The 24,534-nt window shown below is 41.6% G+C and carries 29 protein-coding genes and 2 pseudogenes; 15 read left to right on the top strand and 16 right to left on the bottom strand.

Features of this window, described 5'->3' with window-relative positions:
- Nucleotides 1-53: 53 nt before the first annotated feature.
- The 13 genes and pseudogenes from Q9Q86_RS14410 to Q9Q86_RS14350 form a co-directional block, all read right to left on the bottom strand.
- Complete coding sequence (locus Q9Q86_RS14410) at nucleotides 54-344, bottom strand: hypothetical protein (RefSeq protein WP_112987127.1); 291 nt, start codon at nucleotides 342-344, stop codon at nucleotides 54-56.
- A gap of 7 nt (nucleotides 345-351) precedes the next feature.
- A complete protein-coding gene (locus tag Q9Q86_RS14405; RefSeq protein WP_112987128.1) occupies nucleotides 352-585 on the bottom strand; it encodes an AlpA family transcriptional regulator in 234 nt (77 codons plus the stop codon).
- Nucleotides 586-681: 96 nt separating this feature from the next.
- Nucleotides 682-1,578 (bottom strand): hydrolase or metal-binding protein, encoded by an 897-nt coding sequence (locus tag Q9Q86_RS14400; protein WP_112987129.1) that lies wholly within the window; start codon nucleotides 1,576-1,578, stop codon nucleotides 682-684.
- Nucleotides 1,579-1,729: 151 nt separating this feature from the next.
- Nucleotides 1,730-2,857: a YqaJ viral recombinase family protein gene (locus Q9Q86_RS14395; protein ID WP_112987130.1), complete on the bottom strand. Its 1,128-nt coding sequence runs from the start codon at nucleotides 2,855-2,857 to the stop codon at nucleotides 1,730-1,732.
- A gap of 229 nt (nucleotides 2,858-3,086) precedes the next feature.
- On the bottom strand, nucleotides 3,087-4,160 hold the full coding sequence (locus Q9Q86_RS14390; RefSeq protein WP_112987131.1) for a DUF932 domain-containing protein: 1,074 nt from the start codon (nucleotides 4,158-4,160) through the stop codon (nucleotides 3,087-3,089).
- A gap of 44 nt (nucleotides 4,161-4,204) precedes the next feature.
- Nucleotides 4,205-4,627 (bottom strand): hypothetical protein, encoded by a 423-nt coding sequence (locus Q9Q86_RS14385; protein ID WP_112987132.1) that lies wholly within the window; start codon nucleotides 4,625-4,627, stop codon nucleotides 4,205-4,207.
- A gap of 90 nt (nucleotides 4,628-4,717) precedes the next feature.
- Entirely contained in the window at nucleotides 4,718-4,873 is a 156-nt protein-coding gene (locus Q9Q86_RS14380) for a hypothetical protein (protein ID WP_171293785.1), read from the bottom strand.
- 13 nt (nucleotides 4,874-4,886) lie between these two features.
- Nucleotides 4,887-5,246: a hypothetical protein gene (locus Q9Q86_RS14375; RefSeq protein ID WP_374050025.1), complete on the bottom strand. Its 360-nt coding sequence runs from the start codon at nucleotides 5,244-5,246 to the stop codon at nucleotides 4,887-4,889.
- A gap of 36 nt (nucleotides 5,247-5,282) precedes the next feature.
- Nucleotides 5,283-5,931, bottom strand: a pseudogene (locus tag Q9Q86_RS14370) (hypothetical protein).
- 97 nt (nucleotides 5,932-6,028) lie between these two features.
- Nucleotides 6,029-6,202, bottom strand: coding sequence for a hypothetical protein (locus Q9Q86_RS14365; protein WP_171293787.1), 174 nt, complete (start codon nucleotides 6,200-6,202; stop codon nucleotides 6,029-6,031).
- An 8-nt stretch (nucleotides 6,203-6,210) separates the two neighbouring features.
- Nucleotides 6,211-6,732 (bottom strand): hypothetical protein, encoded by a 522-nt coding sequence (locus tag Q9Q86_RS14360; protein ID WP_112987133.1) that lies wholly within the window; start codon nucleotides 6,730-6,732, stop codon nucleotides 6,211-6,213.
- Nucleotides 6,733-6,836: 104 nt separating this feature from the next.
- Complete coding sequence (locus tag Q9Q86_RS14355) at nucleotides 6,837-7,181, bottom strand: hypothetical protein (RefSeq protein WP_112987134.1); 345 nt, start codon at nucleotides 7,179-7,181, stop codon at nucleotides 6,837-6,839.
- Nucleotides 7,174-8,286 carry a hypothetical protein gene (locus Q9Q86_RS14350; RefSeq protein WP_112987135.1) on the bottom strand — a complete coding sequence of 371 codons (1,113 nt, stop codon included), beginning with the start codon at nucleotides 8,284-8,286 and terminating at the stop codon, nucleotides 7,174-7,176. Before Q9Q86_RS14350 ends, Q9Q86_RS14355 begins: the two co-directional genes overlap by 8 nt.
- A 608-nt stretch (nucleotides 8,287-8,894) precedes the next feature.
- Between Q9Q86_RS14350 and Q9Q86_RS14345 the strand changes: the two genes are divergently transcribed.
- Nucleotides 8,895-9,221 (top strand): pyrimidine/purine nucleoside phosphorylase, encoded by a 327-nt coding sequence (locus Q9Q86_RS14345; protein ID WP_112987136.1) that lies wholly within the window; start codon nucleotides 8,895-8,897, stop codon nucleotides 9,219-9,221.
- Between the two features lie 72 nt (nucleotides 9,222-9,293).
- Here the strand turns inward: Q9Q86_RS14345 and Q9Q86_RS14340 are convergent, their stop codons facing one another.
- The 3 genes from Q9Q86_RS14340 to Q9Q86_RS14330 all read right to left on the bottom strand — a co-directional run bounded on the left by Q9Q86_RS14340 (nucleotide 9,294) and on the right by Q9Q86_RS14330 (nucleotide 14,071).
- Nucleotides 9,294-10,223 (bottom strand): hypothetical protein, encoded by a 930-nt coding sequence (locus Q9Q86_RS14340; protein WP_112987137.1) that lies wholly within the window; start codon nucleotides 10,221-10,223, stop codon nucleotides 9,294-9,296.
- Between the two features lie 61 nt (nucleotides 10,224-10,284).
- Entirely contained in the window at nucleotides 10,285-11,214 is a 930-nt protein-coding gene (locus tag Q9Q86_RS14335; protein ID WP_171293788.1) for an inovirus-type Gp2 protein, read from the bottom strand.
- Between the two features lie 487 nt (nucleotides 11,215-11,701).
- Nucleotides 11,702-14,071: a hypothetical protein gene (locus Q9Q86_RS14330; protein WP_046812870.1), complete on the bottom strand. Its 2,370-nt coding sequence runs from the start codon at nucleotides 14,069-14,071 to the stop codon at nucleotides 11,702-11,704.
- A gap of 253 nt (nucleotides 14,072-14,324) precedes the next feature.
- On the opposite strand from Q9Q86_RS14330, the gene Q9Q86_RS14325 reads away from it, so the two are divergent.
- The 14 genes and pseudogenes from Q9Q86_RS14325 to tnpB all read left to right on the top strand — a co-directional run bounded on the left by Q9Q86_RS14325 (nucleotide 14,325) and on the right by tnpB (nucleotide 24,461).
- Nucleotides 14,325-15,143 (top strand): hypothetical protein, encoded by an 819-nt coding sequence (locus Q9Q86_RS14325; RefSeq protein ID WP_052942537.1) that lies wholly within the window; start codon nucleotides 14,325-14,327, stop codon nucleotides 15,141-15,143.
- 360 nt (nucleotides 15,144-15,503) lie between these two features.
- A pseudogene (locus Q9Q86_RS14320) lies at nucleotides 15,504-16,061 on the top strand (exodeoxyribonuclease VII large subunit); the annotation flags it as partial.
- A 342-nt stretch (nucleotides 16,062-16,403) separates the two neighbouring features.
- Complete coding sequence (phnC, locus tag Q9Q86_RS14315) at nucleotides 16,404-17,135, top strand: phosphonate ABC transporter ATP-binding protein (protein ID WP_005803921.1); 732 nt, start codon at nucleotides 16,404-16,406, stop codon at nucleotides 17,133-17,135.
- Between the two features lie 67 nt (nucleotides 17,136-17,202).
- Complete coding sequence (gene phnD, locus Q9Q86_RS14310) at nucleotides 17,203-18,063, top strand: phosphate/phosphite/phosphonate ABC transporter substrate-binding protein (RefSeq protein WP_112987139.1); 861 nt, start codon at nucleotides 17,203-17,205, stop codon at nucleotides 18,061-18,063.
- An 18-nt stretch (nucleotides 18,064-18,081) separates the two neighbouring features.
- The gene (phnE, locus tag Q9Q86_RS14305) at nucleotides 18,082-18,879 is read left to right on the top strand and encodes a phosphonate ABC transporter, permease protein PhnE (RefSeq protein WP_004757464.1); all 798 of its coding nucleotides are present in this window, start codon (nucleotides 18,082-18,084) and stop codon (nucleotides 18,877-18,879) included.
- A 41-nt stretch (nucleotides 18,880-18,920) separates the two neighbouring features.
- A complete protein-coding gene (locus Q9Q86_RS14300) occupies nucleotides 18,921-19,928 on the top strand; it encodes a phosphonate dehydrogenase (RefSeq protein WP_005071472.1) in 1,008 nt (335 codons plus the stop codon).
- Entirely contained in the window at nucleotides 19,925-20,782 is an 858-nt protein-coding gene (locus Q9Q86_RS14295; RefSeq protein WP_112987140.1) for a LysR family transcriptional regulator, read from the top strand. Before Q9Q86_RS14300 ends, Q9Q86_RS14295 begins: the two co-directional genes overlap by 4 nt.
- 424 nt (nucleotides 20,783-21,206) lie before the next feature.
- Complete coding sequence (locus tag Q9Q86_RS14290; protein WP_272939453.1) at nucleotides 21,207-21,341, top strand: hypothetical protein; 135 nt, start codon at nucleotides 21,207-21,209, stop codon at nucleotides 21,339-21,341.
- Nucleotides 21,334-21,528: an exodeoxyribonuclease VII small subunit gene (gene xseB, locus Q9Q86_RS14285; RefSeq protein ID WP_086376056.1), complete on the top strand. Its 195-nt coding sequence runs from the start codon at nucleotides 21,334-21,336 to the stop codon at nucleotides 21,526-21,528. Before Q9Q86_RS14290 ends, xseB begins: the two co-directional genes overlap by 8 nt.
- Nucleotides 21,529-21,614: 86 nt before the next feature.
- On the top strand, nucleotides 21,615-21,740 hold the full coding sequence (locus tag Q9Q86_RS14280; RefSeq protein ID WP_272939452.1) for a hypothetical protein: 126 nt from the start codon (nucleotides 21,615-21,617) through the stop codon (nucleotides 21,738-21,740).
- A gap of 119 nt (nucleotides 21,741-21,859) precedes the next feature.
- Entirely contained in the window at nucleotides 21,860-22,165 is a 306-nt protein-coding gene (locus Q9Q86_RS14275) for a hypothetical protein (RefSeq protein ID WP_046812872.1), read from the top strand.
- On the top strand, nucleotides 22,162-23,412 hold the full coding sequence (locus Q9Q86_RS14270; protein ID WP_086376055.1) for a type II toxin-antitoxin system HipA family toxin: 1,251 nt from the start codon (nucleotides 22,162-22,164) through the stop codon (nucleotides 23,410-23,412). Before Q9Q86_RS14275 ends, Q9Q86_RS14270 begins: the two co-directional genes overlap by 4 nt.
- 333 nt (nucleotides 23,413-23,745) lie before the next feature.
- The gene (locus Q9Q86_RS14265) at nucleotides 23,746-24,129 is read left to right on the top strand and encodes a transposase (protein WP_004762545.1); all 384 of its coding nucleotides are present in this window, start codon (nucleotides 23,746-23,748) and stop codon (nucleotides 24,127-24,129) included.
- Nucleotides 24,126-24,461, top strand: a complete 336-nt coding sequence (gene tnpB / locus Q9Q86_RS14260; protein ID WP_157938043.1) for an IS66 family insertion sequence element accessory protein TnpB — start codon at nucleotides 24,126-24,128, stop codon at nucleotides 24,459-24,461. The genes Q9Q86_RS14265 and tnpB overlap by 4 nt, the downstream gene beginning before the upstream one ends.
- Nucleotides 24,462-24,534 lie beyond the last annotated feature (73 nt).

The raw sequence follows: 24,534 nt of genomic DNA, 5'->3' as shown, positions 1-24,534 counted from the left end.
AAGTTCTGTCACGCATTCCTTGTATTTAAGTTATTGAAAATAAAGAAAAACCACTAGTGGTTTTTCTTTATATCACAAATCACTTGATGAAAAACTAAATATGCTTCCATTGCAAAAGCAATACACTTATCAGTATCAACATCTGGTATCTGTACAATTTTCAGTACCTTAGCCTCATTAATTGAGCATAATTCAAGTTGCCGGCCTCTCAATCTAAAAACAATTTTGTAGTCATTGAATGATTTTTCTAAAGATTGCTGAACGAGAGTAAAGTTCTCATATTTAACCAGCCAACTTTCAATAAAAATCTTGATGACTTCATCATTCAAATTATCTTCAGTCATAAATTAATTACTCCTTTCGTTGCTTCAGCTTACCGTCAATCCACTGATGAATTTCCCAAGCTGACCAACCAATACGCATTTCGGTTAACCGCACAGGTTGAGGAAATGTAGGATCGTAATATTTCGAGTCCTTATTTATCATCTCATAGATCTTTGATCGGCTTAGAGCAGTAAACTCAACAACATGCTTGATATTAATAATTTGGTTCATCTGAAAAGTTTGACCTGTAAACGCATTCATGATGTTTAACTCCTAATCATTGATGCGAGCGGTAATTGCTCAAATGATAGGTCTCCTGAATAAAAAATTACTTGATCCAGTCTGATCCAATGCCATCTAATTCAAAGCCTGCACTGACTGCTGCAACCCTTTTTGAATATCCTGAACATGGGTCAGGTCATTAGTTTGCTGATGCTGTTCTAGCTTGGATTCATCCGAGTAAAACTCCTCAACAATATCCAAGCCTTCTTCACCACCCACCTCAAAACTAGCATTACCATAGCCCTGTCGTGCAACCTGATCCAAAGCCTCTTGATGAAACCCTACTGCCTTGCTTTGTTCACTGATTTGTTTGGCATTGCTAATCGCTTCCTGCAAATTGGTTCCATCCCGCAAGGTTAAATCCACGTAGTAAATCGGTGTACGATAACTTTGTGTGGTGCTTTTACCTCTTAAGGTCAGTTGCAGAGGCAAACATGAGAGTAGATCACCTGAAGCCGAACTGTAATAACGGAGTCGTGCTGCTAAGGTACGGATACTATTAAAACCTGTGGTCCTAAAGATGAAGGTGCCAAATTCATCGGATTCATCTAAGTTCACATAGAGCCGTCCATAAGGCTTACACAGTCCGCCTTGTGCCAAGGGACATAAATCAGGTGATGGACATGGATGTTGTTCAATGCCATTTTGTCCAATTCGTTGGCAAGTTTCTCCATTGCCTGAGCAGATTAATCGTCCTGTTTGTCGGTCAAATAAGCTGTACTCAGCGCGTAGGTTCAGTTCAGGATCATTGAAGATCATCCGTACTGGAATGGTTCTGAGTTTTTGATTCGATGCTTTAGCTCGTAGTTGTTCATCGAGTGGATGTTTGACCCAACCGTCTTTTCCTTGAATTTGGCTGGTAATGGTAAATTGATCATCCTTTTCAGGGACGCGTTTGCCGTTCTTTTCCACGATCTTACCAATACTGATACGACCTAAAACGGGTGGTGTAATTGCTAAACCTTTAATCATGTTGATGTCCTCTATATAGGTATTGAAGTGATGTTTAGATTTTGCGTATAAAAAAATCCCATGCCTGTTTGGGGTCTGGGATCGTGTTATTTGATGTGGCTTTGGTGATTGATATGTTGTTGGGAAATAAATGCTGCAATGCGTAGCTGCCTTATCCACCATTCGGATAAATCTGAAAGCGCCGTGTCCCAACTTTGGTTTGTGGGAACTGTTGTAGATATTCAGGGTGTTGTTTCAGTAAAGCTTTGCTATTTAATGTGGTGGCGTCTTGTGCCTTCTTCCATGTCACTGAACCACCGGTAAATACTGCACGTTCAGCATCTTTCATTAGCATCTGTATTTGGTGTTTGAGTTCATCGAAATACTGTTGATGCTGTTCAAGCCTATGTCGCTCTTCTAACAGTTGATTAAAGAGGTAGTTGGCCTGTTCATTTTGAGTCAGGTCTTCTACGGTTAATGGGATTTGTTCTGGATAAAGTTGTTGTAAGGCTTGGGCTGCTGAATCAGAGGCATCAACACTCGGTGGAATACCCGATTCTACACATTGCCAGAAGTGACGCTCCGCATTGATGATGTGCTGGATCACCGTTTCATTACGAGTCACTTTATAGATTTTGGTTTCATGTCCACAGATCAAGGCACAGATATGCGCAGCTTGTTTACCTGTCACCGCCAATTGATGTTGGACTTGGCACAGTACATACAGTGGCACGCCATCTCGCCACAGTTTTGCGCCATATTCTCCGACAGTTTTACACTCCAAGATTTGCACTTCTTCATTACTGACAATGGCATAGTCCAGATTGGCGAGCATAAACTGCTTGTCTTCATCAGGGTGTTGTAATACTGCATTAACACGACGCACTTTGTTGTTGGTGTGCATGCTGTAGTATTCAGCCACCAAGGGTTCAAGTTGTTTGCCCCAGTACAATGGTGCATAGCCTGCACTTTCATCTTCGATGTTTTGTTGCATGCGTCCTGTCTTGATCATCCACAGTTCCAGCATCGACATATAGGGATTGAGTCCGCAGGCAGTTGCAGCATCACTACTACCGATACCCTGTTTACGGATTTCAAGCCATTGTTGATAGTTCAGTTGCTTGGTGTTGGCTAGGCGTTTGGCTGTGGGTGTTTTTGTTTTTCTTGGCTGTTGATTGGGTCGGTCACGTTTAGTTCGAGTGCCGACTTCGACTTGTGGAGTGGATGGATTGATATTCGGTGAGTAAGCTTGTAATGGGGGTTGGTTTAATGCGTTTTGAATGTGATGATGACTATTCATAATGGCGATATTCCTTTTTAAATAAAGTATCGTCACCACAGCAACTTCTAGATTTCAGGTATAAAAAAGCCACCTCTGAGAGTGGCGAAGAGTCTTGCACTGCGGCTATCGTATAACCACTGGCTTAGACTAATGGTGAAAGCTTAAATAAAGCTGAAATATGAGTCACTGTGGTGGGTATAGGTTGTAAGGGAAATGATGGTTGGATCTGATAGTCGTTGGGCTAAGGCTAAGCCAACATACGTAAAGCCTGTTCCAAGCCCCGTTGTTTAATCGCAGCCCCCGCCCCAAACCATGCTGAATCGAGTCGATGATCGGTACTCATGGCGCGTCTTTCATGATCGACGAATTCCGTGATTGAGCATAACAAACCATAGGCCGTGTCTTTGGCTGAACTGAGTTCTGCCCCACGCCCATGTCCGTTAAACATGGTCATCACTTTAGACATAGCGCGTCCATTCGGTTCGGTTTTATTGTCGGATTTATGCAGGTTCGGTGTTACGGGAATGGTTGCTTTGGGTAGTGCTGCATTACGATAGTATTGAATGATACTGTCCTCTTGATCTGCCACACTCAGATTGCTGTTGTTAAACACCGCATCAAAGTAAGCAGCCGCTTCTTGTTGTGTCACTTTACGTTGACTGAGTTGCTTCATTTCATACATGTGTTCATCCCATGCACGCACTGAAATACCGAGTTGATGTTTGACTTTCTCCGCATCAAAGCGAGTACTGTGGGGAACTTTGACTACACCTGTGTTATTCGATCCAGCACTTTGTGCTTTCAGTGCAATCGCTAGGGTATTGTTACACACCACTCGAATTGAAGTGAATTGTACCGTAGTCGCTAAGGTACCATCACAAGCGGTCGCCAAAAGAATATAGCCATTGCTGACATCTTTGCCTTTTAAGGCTGCACTCTGTCCTGTCTTCGCCAAAGCCCAGAATTTCTTACCGCCTTTCAGCACCCCAGCGGTTTCTAACTCAAAACCCGATTGTTCGCTTAAGTCTCGATAGAAGTTTAAGATTTCCATTGGTTGCACTTCTTGGAAACGTTGACTAACCACAGATAACGGTGCATGGGTATCGGAGCGATACAGTACCCGTTGTTCTTCAAAGGGTAGAATGATGTCTTGTCCGCGTACATTCTGTGCCATGTAACGAACATCAGAGCTTTCAATACGCCAATCCATACCCGCTTGTTGGGCCCAAACTTCAATCGGTTGATTGGGGGTGAGTTGATTCCCCAGTCCATGCCAAGGGGTTTGACCCACAAAGGCCATACTGTCGACTAAATGTGCCATAAAGCATTCTCCTGTTGAGATTAAATAAAATTGTGAAACTGCAATTATTCGAAAGGACGTGTGTTGTGCATCGGATAAGTGGTCTCTGGCTCATATTGAAAAGCCAAAGCAAAGCAATATTCACACTCCAAGCATTGATACGAAGTTTGCCCACGGGCTTGGGCAGGAATGGAAGGTGTGGTGGGTTGAGTCGGTGTGGCATCCTGTAAATGATTGAGTAGACAAGCCGCGCATCCCACCGCGCCGCCAATCACAGCACCAATGATCAGCACCATCGGCTTTTGCCCTTTCAACATTCGGGCACCTGTGACTCCCATCGCGGCATAGTTGACCAAGTAATGCATCAAGCTATGCATGGGTGGTTTGGGAAAGTTCGTATGCATTGGGTTAGGTGGTGGTTGGAATTGCGGTTGTGCAATCATTTCAACCTGATCACTGCCACACATCGGACAACAAATTTTGGACATAACAGTCTCCTGAGATAAAACATCAGTCATAAACGGGCATAAAAAAACCTGCCGCAATGGGCAGGTTTTTAGGTTTGTGTTGGATTGGATTTAAAGCTTGGCAAGCAGTTGTAAGAGTTTGATGACATAGACCTGTAGCGTTTTTTGTAATACTGGATGTTGATCACGCTGCGTGATTAGCCAAAGCAGTGTTGCAATGAAGACACAGCACAATAAACAGATCAGCATAAATCTGCGCTTGTTCATGGCAGTTGTTTACTCACGATGCACTGACTTTTGGTCGAGCTAGTTTTGATTTAGTTTTACAAGGGCGGATGCTTTGAATGTATTGCCCATCACCGGTATCGTTATAAAAGCCATGTTTGGACTGAATTTCAAGACACTGACCCTTTTTAAACTGATCAATCTGCTGCGCGACTTTTTCAGGTAAGGCATAGTAGTTCAAGATTACTTCACCCTTTTTGGTGTTGAAGATAATCGCCTCCTCACCTAAGCCAAGGTCCTGTTTTAAAATAATTTGCTCTGTTTTTGCCATCGCAGTATGCGTGATCAATAGACTGAATGCCGCAAAGCTCAAGTAAGCTAAACGTGTTGTGATTTTGGTTTGAAACATCTTCATGATTTTATTCCTGTCATGATTGATATTGGGGTCAACTTAGAAACACGGTTGATAGCCTTCTTGTAGTACTTGCTGACTACTTAGATTCCAACGCACCACATACCACGTACATTGATAACGATCTGAATCCCAAGCTGCACGATAAGTCAGCTCATTCCCTTGCTTGCTCCAGCCTTCCACACGTTTTTGTACTTGATCACGATCAGCACGTCCCCACTCCTCCATCAGGTGGGTTCGTAACATCTGATCAATCTCAGGCAGCATGCTTTTTAAATCTGCTGAAGCGGATTGCATCGGCTTTAGGCCATAAGTAGAAGGATTAGAACTCAAGGTTTGATCTTCGTGGTATTCGCCATCGACCTGCATGCTCAGTTGTTGTCGTTCGGCGTTGCCCGTTGAAGTTGAGGATTCAGCTTCAGTGGGGCCTGTGCTCATGGAAATACCATCTTCCCCCCATGTCTAAGTCGGCGGATGTGGATGGTTCAGTTGTTGCAGTTGTGCTTGAATGAGATGCTTGGGATTGTGTCGCTGCCAGTTGTGCTAGTTTTAAATCTGTTTGACGTTGTTGCTGTTGGTTATATAACACGGCTACGGTCAGTAACACGATCATGCCGCAGACGATCAATACCCAATGCATCGGTTGTAGGGTTTTCGTCGAGCTTGAATCATTAGAATTTCTATTAATATTTTTATCCTTTTTGTCTTGGTCTTTATCTCAATAAAGCTGCACTCTCCCTGTTTTGAATCAGGGAGAGTGATTGCCATCAGGTTTGAGGTGTGTGCTAGAACAGCCAACGCACAATTGCCAACGGCCACATCAATCCTTTGATCAAGAACAGCAGGCAACTTAAGTAATCGACACCGACATAACCGCCTTGTAGTTCAGCCGTGCGTTGCATCAACATCGCGGCATAGACAATGGTCGCGATCAGATAAAAGCCAAAGAATTTTTTCATGGTTGGGCCTACTTCTGACAGCTTGGATCAGTTAAGGCAGGTCCACGAGTCACTTTGCCATTGGCATCTTGGGTCGCCATAATGTGACAATGGTTGATCTTGGCAGATGCGGGTTTGTCAGGCGCTTGCATTCGCTGTCCCGTATAATCTTGACGGGTGGCTTGACGTACTTCTTCAGAACGTACAAATACCGTTTGCCCTGTCTCGGCAATAATCAATTGCATCCGACTTGGTTTGTAATAGGTATTACGTGGACAACCGCCTTCATTGCGTAAGGCACTGATCAGAAATGTCTGACGAGTTCGCTGACGTTCATAGCCGACATAAGTACAGCGCAGTTGTACCCCGCCCTCAACGCTGACCAGTTGTAAGGGATAGGTGTATTCTTGATAACCGCCTGCTTGCGTGGCTTGTCCAAGCAGCAGTGCACCGCCTAAAAGCATAGTTGTACAGAGAAGTTGTTTTAAGGGATGGCTGAATGTTGAATTCGTTTGAAGTGTTTGTTGTTGAGCGTGTAGATGTGCTGTCATTGTGAGTATCCTAAAGACTAGATAAGGTGTAGGTAGCGTCCTACTTCATCTAGATGTTGTGTATTTGAATATTTTTTATTTACGTTTTTAATGTGAGCTGGAGGTTAATACTCAGCCTGCCAACCACTATTACCTAAATGGAGCAGGACGGATTGCGCTTGTGTCATGCTTTGATCAAGTACTGCATCGTAGCGTTCCACTACGACCTCACAGTCATACTGGTCATAAGCTGGGCCATTGCCTGGCTGCCCTTCAAAGGGATTACTGCGTATGCATTGCTGCAATTTGACTTGTACGATGCTGTCATCCTGTTGTCGCATGGCATGTAAGGCATCATTGGCGGTCGGTGGAATAAAAGCCTCACGAGATTCACCACAAGCACTCAGTCCAACCATCAATGCAATGCTGAGCAGTAAAGGACGGCTTTGATTTAAAAATAGCTTACTCATCAGCTGCTCCTTGTGTCTCAACAGATGTATGGGCTAAACCAAAGCGATAATCGATCTGCTGTGGAATGGGAATATCTGTGCTGCGTAAAAGCTGCCGTGGCTTGGGATGGTAATCGCGTGTGCCATCGTCACGTCGAGTCACTTCCTGTTGTTCTTGATAAAGGTCATAACCTAACTGCTGCGGCTGGAAGCGATAAACGATAGGTTGCGGAATGGCCGTATCTGAGGAATAAGCGGAGAGGATGAGTTGTTTGACCGTCAGACGCTGCCCTGCATCGAGTTGTAAGAGATAACCCAGACAAGTACCTCGTTTTAAATCATCCAAATTGCTTTTGGCTTGGGCCAATGGGTAATGCAGTTCTACTTTCAGTACTTCGACCTGTTGCCCGTCAAAGTTCGGATTGTAGGCTTGGGCCAATACCTCCTTTTCAGTGACATAGGGAATGCTGGTGCGCAAACTTAAAGTTTCATGGTCTGCATCATATTCAATCGCGTTATAGGCATCTTGATCGTCGGCATTAAAACAAACGGGGGCATGTAATACATTCAACGCCAGTTCTAAATGGCTGAGATCGACTTTCAGTTTTCCCGTCAGTTGTTGATGCTGTTGCTGTGCTGCATCAAGCCGTTGTTGATAGTCTGCTGTGGTTTCAAGTTCTCCTTGTACTTCAATCGAGTTTGGAGATTTCAAACGCCGAAAGTAGTTGATCATCAACTGATTGGCTTGCGGATAGGCTTCGGCTTTTCTGAGGTCAACAGGATTGAAGTCTTCCTTAAAGCGTCTACGTTGACTGCCCAACAATACAATCTGATCAGGTTTCAGTTTGAGTTGCTGACGGAATGTTTGCCAGTCTGCTTGTTGTTCTTTATCGGTGAGTTGTTGATGAAAGCCTTCTAATGCAGCGTCATCGACTGCCTCACTCGGGGCTAAAGGTTGTATCTGTTCAGCCGTTACTAACACGGGAACAGGATTGGATTGAGTTTGAATGCGTTCAGATAAAGCCTCAGCTTCATCGGGGATATAAACATGATTGTCTTTTTTTGAGCATGCCGTGACGCACAAAGGCACCATCAGACACGCCACCCAAATCGGGGCATGTGCCATAGAACCACCTTTTATTATTCGTCGTTATAGATCAAATCTAAACGTTATTGAGTGGAATCAAGCAAAGCACAGCCGTGTGATCGTCTTGCCAAAGGCAATCGAAATAAAAAGCACAATCGGTATAAATTTGGAAATGGCAAAGCCAAAAGATAAATGTCAGTACGCATGGCGGACTCCTTAGGTAAGAAATTCTGCCAAATCACTGTCATTTGATTATGGTGGCAGAACGAAAGAGGGTTGACAGACTGAACCTAAGAATCAGCACGCGCAAGCGCGTCCCTCCCTCGTCCTACCGCAACGAAGGAGGGACGAACGGGTCCACATCAAAAAAACGAGTTTTTTAATGCTCTTAGGAAACGGCCTGTCAAAACCGACTGGCAATGTAGGCCAGCACGCCAAGGATAATCGCTGCTTACCATTCGGTCAAGCAACGGGCGCTATGGCTGCTCAGGAAACAGTAAAGCGGATAACGCTATGATCTCTCTCAGCTATTTGATGGTGGAGACTGCTTAAGTAATCGATGGATCATTTTTAGCTTGAGTCTTGATCATTCGTTTGATTATGATTCTCAAAACACAAGACAATAATTTTTTTTGAGATCACTCACTGTGTCAGAGCAATTTAACTTTGTTTCAATTAAAAAAAAGGCCAACATTCATTTTAATGGTTCGTCGATTAGCCATGTGCTGATTTTAAAAGACGGCAGCAAAAAGACACTCGGTGTCATTCTGCCTTCAGAACATCCCCTCACCTTTAAGACTCATCTCGAAGAGCGGATTGAAATTATCTCAGGCACATGTGCAGTTCAAATTGGAGATCAATCTGAAGTTTCCACTTACAGCTCAGGCGAATCTTTTATTATTCCACCCAACAGTGAATTTACGATCCAGTCTGAAGACGTTGTAGATTATGTATGTCACTTTGAACCGCATTAAACTTGTTTTTATTATTTAGCTTAAATAAGGGAAGCCCCCTCATGGTGGCTTAATCCCTGCGTTTCACTTCACCTATTTATGTTGAATGATCTGACCACTAAATGACTCCATACCTCGATCCCACACATAAAGATTAGTTGCATGTTCTTTGAGAGAAGTCATTCTGACATCTAAACTTTCAAGATTTTCTAATGGCGACTCCATATCATCATTCATAAACGAGGGCACTGTTCGATTGCCCTGAATATCAGGTTTAAACTGTTTGTGCTCCAGTAAAACCCCGATGCCATCTGTGACATCCGACCAGATCTCCCTCAACTTTGCACAGTAATCAGTCTCTTCCGAATAGAATGCTTTTTGGAAGGTTAAGTAGTAGCGCACCACATAGTGTTGATATTCTGGATTACGATAAATCTGATAAAAACGATACAATACTTGTGCACGACACCATGGTTTATCCATGAGTCGTCGCTCAAACTGTTTCAATGCCCGACTAAAGTTTTGTATATGACTCAGCTCTTGTGCTGTTGGATGAGGGTGCATGGTTAAATAGAATTTAAGATCAGGCGCATCCACACTGATGCGATTCATATCTGAGTATTGATCCATCAATTTCTGGATCTTTTTCTCATAAGCCGTATTACACTTATTCAGCATTTCTTGAAAGCCAATGCTTTTAAATAACTTTTCTAATTTATTGAGTATCTTCGACACTAAGTCAGCCCATTGTTTCTCATTCTCAGGCCAAATCTGAAATTCTTCCTGTTCCGCGACACATGCATAGTACGCATTACTGAATTGGGTCACCCAAAACCCAAATTTAAATTCTCGATGTGAAAACAGCAAGTAATGCCAATCCTGACAATACTCGAAGAATGAGCGTCGCCAAGTCTTTCTCAAATCGCTATCAACGAGTGTTGCACGCTTAAGTTCAATATAAAAATCATGTACATCCTGCTCTAATTTTGGAGCAACGAAGAGTTCAGCTTGTTTGAAATTCATGTCAAAAGTCGTCCTATGTGATTCATTCATAAGACGGCACTCGATGTATTTTTTTACTGACTCACTTGCATTCAGACTTCAATTGATACTGTCTTCCATGCGGTTGATATTCCCCTTTACTCAAACAACGCATTCCTGCATAGCTAACCAATAAGCTTTGATCATATTTGTCCTCATTGGCAAAGTAGTTCAACAGAAGCATCACATTGTCAGTCATTTGCTTATCGTCACGATGAAGCATACCCAATGCGAGACGGCCCGTTTGTCGGTAACGTTCCTTGTATTTAACGGTATTACAATTGTTGCCTATCCCTCCATCACCGACAATCTCTCGCCATTTATCAATCACTGCTTGCCCTAGAAAAGTATCGTTCTGACGCTTTGAACCGTTATAGATGAATAGCAGATGAGCATGGAATCCTTTGTCCTTGCCTTGCTCCAGTTTAAGCACATATCCTTTCAACTCAGCAAAACACCCCTGCTGGTCTTTAAGCAATTGTCTTAATTTTTGGATATGCTGATAAAAGTCCTGTAAACCAATCTGACCATGCTTCTCCTTTGTATAACTTAGATCAACACGAACCAATAACAGCTTGTGATGATCTTTGATGATGGTCTGCATGTAGGATTGTATTGATTCACGATTGCGTTGCTGCTGCTCTTTATAACGTTGCAAATGCTCCTTTACCTTTTCACGTTGACTCAAGATCAACTTTTGTAACTGATTCACTTGCTGTGCATCCAATGTACTTATTTCATCGTAAATACGTCCATCCAGCATCTGCTCAACAGCCTGCATCAGTAGGACAAATATCTCAATGGTTGCAGCATAGCTGAGTAATTCCTGATGGTACTGCTTGAAGCGTACAATCAGTTCTTGTAGTAAGTCTAGGAAGACAGCATGTTCAACATAGTGGTTAAGATTACATTCAATGAAGTGATGTATATCGGATAATACGGAAGCTTGATGAATGTGGTCAGAGAGTCGCATGAGGATGTTCCAATCAAGGTATGTCATATCTCAAGCAGTAGAAGTATTTTTTTATTGTAGTTCTTACCAATAAGAATTCTGATCATCAGTAGATTCACATGTGATCTTAGGGACCACCTGTTCATCATCGCTTTAAATGCTTAAGTTGATTTAAAGTCTTTAACAACAACTCACCTAGTGGTTGAGTTGTTGTATGTATGATGTCTACTGAGTAATGAAGGTATAAGAGAATAGATATATGATTAATAATACTATTTACCGACTTCAACGATGTTGTAACTGTCTGCACATCACTGTATAAAGACAATTCTGAGACATGCTGAGCATCGGTCGCTGAGCAAAAAAATAAAAACGAGACTTAAGCGAAAAAATTAGATTTAGCATCAACCGTCCCCAAACATGTTTGCTTGACCACAAATCGTGTTGGCTAGTCCATGTTGAAACTTAATCAGCATATTGAATCTAAACTTTCTGAACGCTAAGGATGCTATTTTTTCGGCATTGCCCCCTTAATAAAAGCCTTTGGAACTGAATGGCTAAATGGGGGATGAAATACATCCCGATAAGCAAAATATGTTACGACTTGCTCAATGAACTCTTTTTTCATTTTTTTATCATATGCCTCAAGATAGACATGATAAGAGTTCTGAGCATTATACACTGCATTCAATCCATCAGCAGAATGCATTAATACTCTCGATTTAATAGCACCATGGAATTTTATATTTTCAACATCTTGCAGCTTTAAAATCTGAGAGGCTTTAGTATCAAGAAAGTTGTTCCAGCGCCTATTCAGATCATGGACTACCGTTTGAAAGTGTTCCTGACAACGATCATTAAAGAACAATACAATATCCAGTTTAAATTCTGATATCAAATTCAAGCTATTCTCTTGCCAGCCCCCAATATAACCACGCAACCAACAACAAGGTTTAGCTCTCTTTGATAAGCGCATAAACTCAGTAAATAGTTTTGAGAATTCTGGCTGAGTAAAGTTTCCTTTCGATGAGCGAGTATCAACGATTATACGATAAGCCCAACAATTCTGCTCCAAGATACGATTAAGATATTCTCGTGTATTGGCATATCTACGTATACATTGAGTATAGTGTTTTTCTAAAAGCTTACGTTTATCACCTTCTGAAATTTGCTTTGAAAAGAATAAACCCCGTATATTCTGGATATTACTATTCAACCGACCTAATACAACAGAATCTACAGGCTGATTAAAGTTAAGGCCTTCAAGAATTATCGATTGAAAATTTTCCCACAAGATTAGGTCATCTAGGCTACGAAACCACCATGGTCGAAATCCACGATTACGAATTAAAAAATCAAGCTTATCCCAAAAGTTAAGATCACTTTTAATTTGAATCAACAGCGATAAATACTGATGACCTAGCTGTGTAGCAGTTGTTTGTATCTCTCTAGCATTCAAAAAGTAAGACTGCTGGATTAATCCCACCCTATTAAAAGCTGGATGTTGATTAGGCAACAAGGTTTCAATAAACATCTCAATTAGGAACAATAAGTCTCCATACTGTATTGGAAGCCCTTGCTCAGCACAAAATTCTTTATAGTAAATCTGCCCGACAAGCAGACGATCAGCCACACGTTTATCAAGATGATTGATATCCCATATCCCTTTGGGCGGTTTCCATGCCTGCAATATCTGCGCAAGATTTTTAGGCATAGGGCCTTTCTTAGGTACTACAGCTTGCCTGTTTATTTCAGGCAGTTGCCAATCCGAATGATAAAGGACCTCACTCACTTCAAAAGGCATTTTAGGATATATGAGCCTTGCAAATGAATCTATTTTAAAAAAATAGCTGAGTACCCAATACTTAAATTCTTCAATTCGTTTACACGAACTGACTCCAACATGTCCAACAGCATTTTTCTTAGCATGCGTCCTTACAAACTCATTTCCATTAATGACATCAATAGCATTATATTGACTAAAATCTCTCTTCAATAATTCCTGTAGACGAGCAATAATAGCCGCTTCCTGATCAATGCCATGACTTCTTAATATTAGAATACATGAAAGTTTTAAACCATTTTGATAATCATGCTCAAGTTTGGTATACGCACATAGCCAATATGGAATCGAATCACAAATAGCATTCTGGATATCAGCCCGATCTTTAAGTACTTGCTCAATCAAGCATTCTAAAGACTCATTCTCTAATGGATTCAGTGTACGCACAAACCGAACATCAAGAGCAAAGATATATACCTTCTGATGTATTGCCAAAAGCGTATCAAAATCCTTAAAAGCATGATTAATCTTCTCGACGACTTGCTGAGTCTGCTTTTCGGTATTCTCTATATATGAAGAAGTTTTCTGTACGTCTGAAAAGTAATTAATTAATCTCCAAGCTTTGTCGTATGTGAATTTTGAAAGCGACCATTGCTGCTTCCTCTCTTGCAGACCTTCGGAATTCAATAAAATCTGTTCAATACCAGAAGTAATACTTGGTAGATCAACTGCATCTTCTTTTAAAAAATGTTGATAATAAACCCAATTTAAACCCAACCAAAGATAGCTCATATCAAACATTTCACGCTCAAATCTCAGCGCATTAAAATAAACAAGAAATGAATGGTCAAGTTCAGCATGCATAGTCACATCAATGTCCAAATGAACCACGCGAGGCACGCTTCCAGATTTCAAATCCCCCACAAACTTTTCTAAGGCCCGGATAACCTGAACCGACTCTTTGTATAAACAAGGGCGCTGGTAAGCCGGATCACTCTTCAAGGAGTAATCTAACGCTTGCCAAATATAAGGAACTTTATTAAAAAGCAAACCCAATAGATCATCATTGTTAATTATTAAATTATAATTATCCATAGATACGTAAAAAAACTAGTCAATAGCTGATATTATCAGCTATGAAGTGATTTTTCTCAATAAATTAAATCCTATTAATCACATTATTTTACATAATTATTCAGTATTAATAAAATTAAAAATCACTATGAATAATATAGTTAATCTTCTTTCACTTTCAGACACACTCATTGGGTCTCATCTTTTGTGGAAAAATGGTTAATTATTTTATAAAATTCTGTTTAATTAAACAGAATTTAACCATGGTTTCATCATGAAAGAAGTGACTGTTATAGAGCTAAGCGAGCATACCGGTCTCTCAAGATCTAAGATTTACTACCTTATAAAAAAAGGCAAAATTATAATTTCAAATGGAAAAATAAATTTTGAAGATGCAATTCGGGTTATTACCGAATTAACTTTAAAAAAGAAAGAAAGTACAAATGAAGAAAATTTTAGACATATTTTCAACATGCTATATTTGCAAAATATTACCCTGCAAAAGCAGCTGGATTTAGCTTATGAACGTGAAAAAGTCTATCTTGCTGAACTCACAAATTATCGACAAAGCTCACTTCAAAAAACAACTTTCAACATCGCTAAATATGAAGATAATACACTGGTAGTACTAGATAAAAATTTAGCGGGAGCAGATAAAAGTTCTCTAAAACACATGCAATCTGAGGCGCAAACAAATCACGCTATAACCAATTCATGTCAAAGCATCAATAAAGAAGAGAAATCTACAACTAAGACTGATTCTCACAATTCCATTACAGAACCCGTTCAAATAACCATAACTGAATCAGAAAATGATAATACTGAACCTAAAAAAGAAATGACTGAACAAAGTGATAATAGACTTCCTCCTCCATCGCTCACCCCTGAAAACACTTTCTCATCTCACCAACAAAATAGTCGTAAAACACCTTACAATTCAGTAGTAAAACTTCGTAGAAGGCCTCCAGTCCAATATCCTCGTCCTATTAAGTCAAATACTCAAGAGGTAAAGCCGACCAAAAAACAATCAGCTACATCTCTGGACGACCAGAATGAAATAGATCAAGAACCAATTACTCCTGATCTTAAATAACCATTTGCTCTGTAAGAATTTAGCTTAAATGCAATCTATCTATTGTCTTAAGCTAACTGAATTATTGTAGCTTTGGTTATTTCATTGCCAAATTTATACGGAGTGGATTGAGGAGTAGAAAATATATGTCTAAGAAATCTAGAGTGCGATCAGCACTCTGTATAGCTAAAATCAAAACGACTAATAAAAATTAGTCTGATACCCTAGCTAAAACAATCAAATTAGACTACAAACACTAAGGTGTAATTGAACAAATTACGCAAAAGCAAAAACAACTTGGAAAGCTTCGTTCGTGTACAGAAAAAGTAAAGACATAGTAGCTGATTTGGCTGAGCTCAATTAATAAAAAAATTAACTCGCATTATGGAGTCTTTAAGCTCAGGTCTGCGCTAATGGGCAAAAAACTATACAACCCCACCTGACCTCATCGTCATCATACGAGGTGGTGGAGCAGTCAATGATTTAGCTTATTTAAATGACTATGATCTAGCTACCTTACTCTGCAAACGAAAAGTACCCATTTGGGTCGGTATCGGTCATGAGAAAGATCGAACCATTTTAGATGAAATTGCACACCGATCTTTTGATACCCCAAGTAAAGTGATTGCAGGAATACGTAATCTGATTTCAGAACGATCTCAGGAGGCAATCGATTTTATTCAGTCCATCAAACTACTCTCTCAACATCAAATTTCAGCTTATCAAAGTCAAAATGATCAGTTGATGAATATCATCAAAACCCATGCCCAGAATCAAATAAATACAGCGCAAAAAAATCTTGAATTGATGAAGTCAACAACGCAGTATTTTTCTCAGCAACAACTTAAATTTGCTTCGACTCAAATCGACACATTGATGAGAGAAACCCTACTACAAAACCCTAGGAATGTTCTTGCTAAAGGATATGGGATTATTAGATTAGTAGTAGGTTAAAAGCCACGCAAACGATTTTACATAATCGCCACTTATGAGTAGTGACGTAATTTTAATGTGTCTCGACCTATTTTGAGCCTTCCAGCTGCGTTCGGCCAGAAGCGGACGCCAGGGTGTGCCTTAAAATCCTGCTAAACCCCTCCCAGCTAGCTCCGCCAATTACCGGCGCCTCACTGCATACCAATTGGAAGTCTTATAGCCAAGCGTTTGAGTGCGATTGCTAATTGCTCGCAATAAAACTGTAACATTGAGTCGTTATGCTCACCTCATTATCTGATTTCGTAATCAAAAATAAAGATTGATTACAACAACGAGGGTCTGGCAGCAATGATTCAACTTCAAAATATTACCGTCCAGTACGGACAAATGATTGCGTTGCATCCAACTTCGCTCACGTTTCAACAGGGACAGTTTTCAGTGTTGCTCGGTGCCTCTGGTGCAGGCAAATCAACAATGCTCCGTTGTCTTAACCTGATGCAAAAACCCACTAGCGGCAATATAAACATTACAATGTTAGGTTCATTGTTGGACAAAAAAATATTGCAAGAGCATCGTCGGCGTACTGGCATGATATTCCAGCAGCATCAATTAATTGGTCGACTTTCTGTTTTGCAAAATGTGCTAATGGGTAGACTAGGTTATCACTCGACGCTTCGTACTCTTTTTCCTCTATCGAAGGAGGATCAATCTATTGGATTACACAGCCTTGACCGCGTTGGGCTACTTCACAAAGCACTCTCACGAGTGGATGAGTTAAGTGGCGGTCAGCAACAACGCGTGGGTATAGCTCGGGCATTAGCGCAGCAACCGGCACTTGTTTTGGCAGACGAGCCTGTGGCAAGCCTTGATCCAGCAACCGCCAACAAAGTCTTGGCGCTCTTACACCAGATATGCAAAGAAGACGGCATAACCGCTGTAGTCAGCCTACATCAAGTCGATCTCGCTAAACGCTATGCTGACCGAATCGTCGGTCTGGCTCATGGCAAGGTTGTGTTCGATGCAATACCAGCGGCTCTGACACAAACGCATGTAACTGAACTCTATGAACAAAAAGCGTAATTGAATTCAAACATTCCAAATATTACTCATAACCATTGTTTAACTTAAGAACTGAGGAGAAATAACCATGAAAAAGCTATTCGCTGTACTGGCTCTAATATCGTTTTGCCTCTTAGGTAGTGTCACATATGCCGCACCTAATCCTGACCCCGGCACATTAAAAGTTGCTCTCTTGCCTGATGAAAATGCATCAACCGTCATTAAAAATAATAAGCCTCTAGAGATGTATCTTGAAAAAGCTCTGGGCAAAAAGATTGAGCTTATTGTTACCACTGACTATTCATCAATGATTGAAGGAATGCGGTTCGGTCGTATTGATCTTGCATATTTTGGGCCCATGTCTTATGTATTGGCCAAACAGAAAAGTAAGATTGAACCATTTGCAGCAATGCAACAAAAAGGCACAACAACTTATCAGTCAGTGCTAATTGTGAATAAGGCGGCGGGCATCAACAACATCACAGATATCAAGAAAAAAGCCGTTGCCTGGGGTGACAAGGCCTCTACATCCAGCCACCTGATCCCCAAATCAATGCTTGCTGATAAAGGATTATTTGCCGGAAAGGATTACAAGGAGCATTTCGTAGGCGCTCACGATGCAGTGGCGATGGCAGTTCAGAATGGACACGCGCAGGCCGGTGGTCTGAGCAAGCCCATTTTCAAATCGCTCGTTCAGAGCGGCTTGATCGATCTAAACAAAGTGAAGGTCTTAGTGGAGTCAAAACCGTTTCCTCAGTACCCATGGACTATGCGCTCTAACTTAAAACCAGAGCTAAAAGTAAAAATTCGTGCTGCCTTCCTCGATTTGAAAGATCCGAACGTGTTGAAACCATTCAAGGCTGAAGGATTCAGGCCTGTAACAGATAAGGATTACGATGTCGTGCGTGATTTAGGTAGTTTGCTAAAGCTAGATTTTTCCAAGTTCTAATTTTTTGAGGTCTCTACAATGAATACGAACTTCGAAGCCATATTGTCAGAGCAGCGCCAAAGCTGGAATCGAGTAGTTAGGTATGTGATATTGATTTTAGCTATTGTCGTCGGATGTTGGTATTACGTTGGTCTATTTGATGGTGAGCGTTTAGGCGAAGGCGTGCCAAGTCTTGTTAGTCTCATTGGTGAGATGTTCCCTCCCAACTTTAGTGAGTGGAGAGCATGGGTCAAGCCAGTGCTCGATACCTTAGCCATGAGTATTGCTGGAACCGCCATCGCTGTGCTTTTGTCCGTGCCCTTGGGTATTTTGGCTGCACGCAATACCAGTCCACATCCAGCGGTCTATCAGGCTGCGCGTGCTCTGTTAAATGTGTTGAGATCTGTTCCTGAGCTTATTATGGGTATAGTTTTCGTGGCAGCTGTCGGCTTTGGTGCACTGCCGGGTGTGTTGGCATTAGGCCTGCACTCAATCGGCATGATCGCTAAGTTTTTTGCGGAAGCGATTGAGCATACAGATCAAGCACCAGTTGAAGCTGCGCAGGCCGCAGGTTGCAGCCCGCTACAAGTGATATTTCATGGCATTTTTCCGCAAGTATTACCGCAAATGGCCGACACCGCGATTTATCGGTGGGAATACAATTTTCGCGCCTCAACGGTGATGGGAATGGTCGGTGCCGGCGGTATAGGTTTCGAGTTGATAGGATCGCTGCGTCTTATGCAATACCAAGAAGTATCCGCGATATTGCTGGTCATTCTTGGGATGGTGACGCTAGTTGATACATTCAGTTCATTCTTGCGTCGCAAGTTCAAGTAGCTAACCCATATAAAAAATCCGGTATACACATGAGGGTCCACATGAAACAAAAAATAGTTCTTACCCACTGGGTTCATCCTGAAATTATCGATTATTTACAATCTGTTGCGGATGTCGTTCCCAACATGACCCGCGATACTATGTCGCGCGCAGAATTGCTGGAGAGAGCAAAGGATGCTGACGCACTGATGGTATTCATGCCTGACAGTATCGATGATGATTTTCTTGCGTCCTGCCCTAAATTGAAGATTGTAAGTGCAGCACTCAAAGGCTATGACAACTTTGATGTCGATGCTTGTACCCGCCGTGGTATTTGGTTCAGCATCGTGCCGGACCTTCTGACCATCCCAACGGCGGAGCTGACAATTGGATTGCTTCTTGGCCTGACTCGCCATCTGGCCGAGGGGGATCGCCGTATCCGAACTCACGGATTTAACGGGTGGAGACCGGAACTATACGGAACGGGTTTAACAGGACGCACACTCGGAATCATCGGTATGGGTGCGGTCGGGCGAGCGATTGCGAAGCGCTTATCGAGTTTTGATATGCGGGTGCTTTATTGCGATGACATCGCCTTGAATCAAGAGCAGGAAAAGGCCTGGAATGCACGACAGGTGAGTCTCGATGAATTATTAAGTAGCAGTGACTTTGTTGTACCTATGCTGCCAATGACGCCGCAAACTTTGCACTTATTGAATGCAGAAACAATTGGCACAATGCGCACAGGAAGCTACTTGATCAATGCGTGTCGTGGTTCAGTTGTCGATGAATTAGCTGTTGCCGAAGCACTTGAATCTGGAAAATTGGCGGGTTATGCGGCAGATGTTTTCGAATTGGAAGAGTGGATCCGTGTTGATAGGCCAACAGCTATTCCGCAGGAGTTACTGACCAATACAGCGCAAACATTTTTCACCCCACATTTGGGGTCTGCGGTCGACGACGTGCGTTTCGAAATCGAGCAACTAGCAGCCAATAATATCTTACAGGCACTGACCGGCCAAAGGCCATCCGATGCTATCAATAATCCAATTTTGGAAGGCGTTAATTGATCAATCTTGAACGCGTAGTTACTTTTCTGGCTGTCGTGAATCGGGGTGGCTTTCGTGAAGCAGCCAAGCACACAGGGCTCTCACAGTCAGCTGTGACTCAGCATGTTAGGCGCCTAGAAGAGTCGCTGGGTGTCAATCTGATTGTGCGAAACAACGCAGGTAGTACGCTCACAGAGGAAGGCAAAGTGTTTTTGCCTTATGCGGAAAACCTAGTGCGCACCGGATCCAGAGCGTGCGCATTATTCGACACAAATCGTCTTGTAATAGGCGCGAGCTCGAATATCGGCATCTATGTATTGCCACCGCACTTGAGGCGGTTCAAGAAAACAGCAACTTGCAATTTTGATGTAGTCATTGGCGATAATCTTACCATTGTGAAAAAACTGGAAAACTTTGAAGTCGATGTGGCCATTATGGAATGGTGGGATCAACGAGAGGGATTTGATGCATGCGTTTGGCGAAGTGAAGCACTAGCTTTGATTGTGCCGGTGGAGCATCCGTGGGCCAAATTGGCGAGTATTCCATTAGATTGGCTGAAGGGAGAGAAATTGCTGGGGGGAGAAACAAGTAGCGGCACAGGGCGTCTGTTACAGCATTTTTTCGGAAGCGTGGCAGATTCTATTGGTGTATCTATGCAGCTTGGAAGCACAGAGGCGGTTAAACGGGCAGTACAGGCAGGCTTGGGTATTTCATTGGTGATCTCTTCGTCTGTGGTCGATGAGTGCGAGAGTGGTCGACTAAGAAGCGTTAAAATTGAAGGGATCACCCCCTACAAAAATCTTTACGTTATTTGTCGTGGCAATATGCTTGAAAATACACCATCGGCACATTTCAAAAAATTTCTACTTCAGTAGATGGATGGTATGTTGTTTATGCCAACAGTTAGAAAGTGTGAAGTTTGCCGTGACATATCATGATTTTAAGTTGATGGTAGCATTTTATTCATTTGCGTTATTTCTCTAGAAGGTAGGCGTCTAAATACTAAGTTTTCTACCTTTAAAAGGCCATATCGAACATCCACTTTAATCTGCGGTATCAAGAGAAGATTATTTTTTGCGAACATCCGCTTTGGGCACAACTGAGCCGGTTCTGGTGCTTTGAAATTAATTTAGATCAATTGCATCGCATATCCACCAGCTAACGTGTCCGTTAGTCTCACTAGCCCCTTTTCGGGTACATCTAGTGTGTCAGGTGCTTAGGCTCTAGCGCAAAAGGCGTACTCTTAATCTTCTCAAGACTCGCCTGTATCCAACCTGCTTTGGTCGCCTGATCATCACTGTGGTCAATGTCCGCGTCATTCAAACCGATAACAAAGCAATTCGTTCTGTTCAACAAGTCGGAGCAACCGTTTCAATTGAAATGCAAGATGGCTTTATTCATGCCGATGTAAATAAGGTGACTAACAATGACTAAGAAAGAGTTAAGTTTTAAAGAAGGTTATGAATTACTAAAGAAAAATGCAACGTTGTTAGAAGATCAAGATGAACCAGATATTGATAACCTTATGAAGATTGTTGAAGAATCAATGTCTGCCTATAAAGCTTGTAAAACAAGAGTCGATGCTGTGCAAAAAGCGCTGAATGATACTTTTAAAGAATAATCCCACATTAAATTTAGTTCTAACAAAATTACTTAATAGTGGGTAGTGTTCAAAAAGCTGTGTCATTTCCTTAAACTGTTAAAAACATGAATGACGCCACTATAACAACAGCCTTTGACTTTGACTTTGACTTTGACTTTGACTTTGACTTTGAAACAGCATTAAAACAACTCCAGTCAGGACAAGCCTTGACTGGAGAGAATGGCATTTAAGAGTACCAAAATTAGTTCAAGCCACCTTAGAAGATTAACAGTTGACTCACAACAAAAATGGGAATATATTCCCATTTATATGTAAAATCTAGGAATATAGTCCTATTTCAGGAGGATTTATGCCGAAAAGAGATCTATATAAAATTTTGTTCCCCAAACAGCGTAAGGCATTGACCACTTTCGGGGAAGATCTATTACTCGCTGTTAAGCGTCGTGGTTGGACTAAACAAATGATCTGCGACCGTACTGGATTTGATAATAAAACTATAAATAAAGTTTTTGCTGGAGATCCCAGTGTAGCAATCGGTACATATATCAAAGTGATGGGAGTGTTAGGTATGGAAGATAATTTTGCCAAATTAGCAGCCCATGACGAAGTGGGAATTAAACTGCAAAATATTAAATTATTAGAAGGTTCAAAATGACCCGAAATATAGTAGATGTTTATGCTTCTTGGTTACCTATTGATTCACCATTACTTACAGGGCAATTAATGTTTGCTGAGACAAGTCGTGGCGGTGTATTTAGTTTTGCTTATGATCGCTCATTCTTGAAGTCAGAATATCGTCTTCAACTTGATCCATTCTTAACACTTCATCGTGGTGAACTTTATAACGACCTTCCAGATAAGAATTTTCGTAGCTTCTTAGACTCAGCCCCTGACCGTTGGGGACGAATTCTGATGCAACGCCATGCGGCAATAGAACATTACAAAGGTTTACGTTCAAGTGCCAGACTCACGGAATTGGACTATTTACTGGGCGTGCATGATTCTTTTCGCATGGGAGGAATTCGTTTTAAAACAGCAGAGTCTGATAATTTCTTAGATGACAATGACGAGTTTGCAGCTCCTCCAATGACTTCATTACGTGAACTAGAATATGCCGCAATCCAAATTGAGAAAGATGAGAACATTGACAGTGAAGAATATTATCACTGGCTTAAATTATTAATTTCCCCTGGTTCTTCTTTAGGTGGTGCTAGACCTAAAGCTTGCGTGACTGATGAGCAAGGACATCTCTGGATCGCCAAATTTCCTAATCAGAAAGATACATTCGATGTAGGGGCTTGGGAGTTCATCTGTTATGAGTTGGCTCGATTAGCTGGAGTAGAAATGTTCCCAAGTGAAATACGCCGATTCTCTTCAGAACATCATACTTTTCTCACCAAACGATTTGACCGCCAAGGAACTGAGCGAATACATTTCTCATCAGCCATGACTCAACTAGGGTACTACGATGGAGAACATTCAGAGGGGGCAAGTTATCTTGAAATAGCCGAGTTTCTAACCAATAACGGATCACAAACAAAAAATGATCTAGCTCAATTATGGCGCAGGATCATCTTTAATATTGCAATATCAAATACAGATGACCATTTAAGAAATCATGGCTTCTTATTAACTGATAAAGGATGGAAGTTATCACCTGCATATGATCTTAACCCTATTGTAGGGAACCAAGGTTTACACCTTAATATTACAGATACAGCTAATGCACTTGATTACAACTTGGCATTTGAGGTGATTGATTTTTTCCGCTTATCTCAAGAGGAAGCGACTCAGATTTATGATGAAGTATTATTGGCGGTAAAAAAATGGCAAGGCATTGCAAATCGGTTGGGCATTAGTCGTAGTGAACAGCTAATCAAACAGGAAGCTTTTAACGTATAATGGTTGTATTTAGATAGAATAGAAATTGATGTACTATGAAGGACAACGAAAGTTTGCTGTCATCTTTCTGCCAATCAATTGAGAAAATTCATTTCATTGAATTCAGCTTTTTCTAACTGGGGGACGATTGGGGGATCAAATAAGACTATTTATATTTTATTTAAATATTATCAATATATTAATCAAAAAATGTGATTCCCTCTCTCCCGCCAAATTTAGTTTCTATGATGTCTCATAGAGTTCTAAAGTAAGCGTCCGCTGAACACACCTTATGAATTCATCCTATAAGCCTTAATTTAGTCCCCACTTAAAAACAAGTGGGGACTAAAATTTATGACTACAAATCACCAGACATCCATCGCATCTCTTGCGAAAAAACGAAGAACATACAGTGCTGAATTTAAACAGCAGATCGTTCAGGCTTGTAAAGCACCGGACGTTTCAATTGCTTCGGTCGCTTTGCAACATGGATTGAATACAAATCTTGTATCCAAATGGATTCGCTTAATTGATGGTAAGCCAGGGAATGATCGCTCACCACTACCGAATAAACCTGCATTTATTGCCTTATCTTGCTCTGCACCATTAGATCCTACTCCTACTGACATGTTAACGGTTCAAATTACTTTACCCCACTCAAAAGCAGAAATTGGCTTGAAATGGCAAGTATCAGAAATATCTGCTTTAGCAGAATTACTCAAGGCACTTGCAACATGATCCGCATTGATGAAATCTGGCTTTCTACCCAACCTCTGGATATGCGAGCAGGGATGGATACTGTCATTGCTCAGGTGGTGAGAACCTTTGGCTCGATCAAGCCGCACTGTGCTTACCTGTTCTGTAATAAACGTGGTCATCGTATGAAAGTACTGGTGCATGATGGACTGGGCATCTGGCTGTGTGCCCGGCGGCTGGAACAGGGCAAATTTCACTGGGCTAAGCTTCACCAAGGTGAAACCGTGGCCCTCAGCCCGGAACAGTTACAGGCACTGATCCAGGGTTTGCCCTGGCAGCGCATTGGACGACAGCAGGTGGTGACGATGCTTTAAACCAGGCTGTTCCATTCCGCTATTCTCCAAACGTTCTATTTCATTCTTCTCATGACCTCAGGCATACTGCGGT

Origin of the sequence: Acinetobacter sp. A22, from assembly GCF_030913345.1 — a bacterium.
Taxonomy (GTDB): domain Bacteria; phylum Pseudomonadota; class Gammaproteobacteria; order Pseudomonadales; family Moraxellaceae; genus Acinetobacter; species Acinetobacter junii.
The sequence above is the reverse complement of the archived record's forward strand: the minus strand, read 5'-3'. Positions and strand labels throughout refer to the sequence as shown.